The 1,676-nt window shown below is 52.1% G+C and carries 1 rRNA gene; it reads left to right on the top strand.

Features of this window, described 5'->3' with window-relative positions:
* Positions 1-111: 111 nt before the first annotated feature.
* Positions 112-1,663, top strand: a 16S ribosomal RNA gene (locus tag ACQEXP_RS21165).
* The last annotated feature ends 13 nt before the right edge of the window (positions 1,664-1,676 follow it).

Raw genomic sequence — 1,676 nt, 5'->3', positions numbered from 1 at the left:
TCAAATTAGGTTTCAATGAAACGAAGTGACCATTGAATCGAAAGATTCAGCACAGTCAATTCAAACATTACTTATGTAATGTTCAGTATTCATTGAGCCGAACAAAATCTTAAATTGAAGAGTTTGATCATGGCTCAGATTGAACGCTGGCGGCAGGCCTAACACATGCAAGTCGAGCGGAAACGAGTTAACTGAACCTTCGGGGAACGTTAACGGCGTCGAGCGGCGGACGGGTGAGTAATGCCTGGGAAATTGCCCTGATGTGGGGGATAACCATTGGAAACGATGGCTAATACCGCATAATAGCTTCGGCTCAAAGAGGGGGACCTTCGGGCCTCTCGCGTCAGGATATGCCCAGGTGGGATTAGCTAGTTGGTGAGGTAATGGCTCACCAAGGCGACGATCCCTAGCTGGTCTGAGAGGATGATCAGCCACACTGGAACTGAGACACGGTCCAGACTCCTACGGGAGGCAGCAGTGGGGAATATTGCACAATGGGCGCAAGCCTGATGCAGCCATGCCGCGTGTATGAAGAAGGCCTTCGGGTTGTAAAGTACTTTCAGCAGTGAGGAAGGTGGGTATGTTAATAGCATACTCATTTGACGTTAGCTGCAGAAGAAGCACCGGCTAACTCCGTGCCAGCAGCCGCGGTAATACGGAGGGTGCGAGCGTTAATCGGAATTACTGGGCGTAAAGCGCATGCAGGTGGTTTGTTAAGTCAGATGTGAAAGCCCGGGGCTCAACCTCGGAATTGCATTTGAAACTGGCAAACTAGAGTACTGTAGAGGGGGGTAGAATTTCAGGTGTAGCGGTGAAATGCGTAGAGATCTGAAGGAATACCGGTGGCGAAGGCGGCCCCCTGGACAGATACTGACACTCAGATGCGAAAGCGTGGGGAGCAAACAGGATTAGATACCCTGGTAGTCCACGCCGTAAACGATGTCTACTTGGAGGTTGTGGCCTTGAGCCGTGGCTTTCGGAGCTAACGCGTTAAGTAGACCGCCTGGGGAGTACGGTCGCAAGATTAAAACTCAAATGAATTGACGGGGGCCCGCACAAGCGGTGGAGCATGTGGTTTAATTCGATGCAACGCGAAGAACCTTACCTACTCTTGACATCTACAGAAGCCAGCGGAGACGCAGGTGTGCCTTCGGGAACTGTAAGACAGGTGCTGCATGGCTGTCGTCAGCTCGTGTTGTGAAATGTTGGGTTAAGTCCCGCAACGAGCGCAACCCTTATCCTTGTTTGCCAGCACTTCGGGTGGGAACTCCAGGGAGACTGCCGGTGATAAACCGGAGGAAGGTGGGGACGACGTCAAGTCATCATGGCCCTTACGAGTAGGGCTACACACGTGCTACAATGGCGCATACAGAGGGCGGCCAACTTGCGAAAGTGAGCGAATCCCAAAAAGTGCGTCGTAGTCCGGATTGGAGTCTGCAACTCGACTCCATGAAGTCGGAATCGCTAGTAATCGTGGATCAGAATGCCACGGTGAATACGTTCCCGGGCCTTGTACACACCGCCCGTCACACCATGGGAGTGGGCTGCAAAAGAAGTGGGTAGTTTAACCTTCGGGAGGACGCTCACCACTTTGTGGTTCATGACTGGGGTGAAGTCGTAACAAGGTAGCCCTAGGGGAACCTGGGGCTGGATCACCTCCTTATACGATGATTATT

Source organism: Vibrio sp. TRT 1302 (assembly GCF_050113875.1).
Classification (GTDB): domain Bacteria; phylum Pseudomonadota; class Gammaproteobacteria; order Enterobacterales; family Vibrionaceae; genus Vibrio.
Note: the sequence above shows the minus strand (reverse complement) of the source record. Positions and strands in the feature narration are given on the sequence as shown.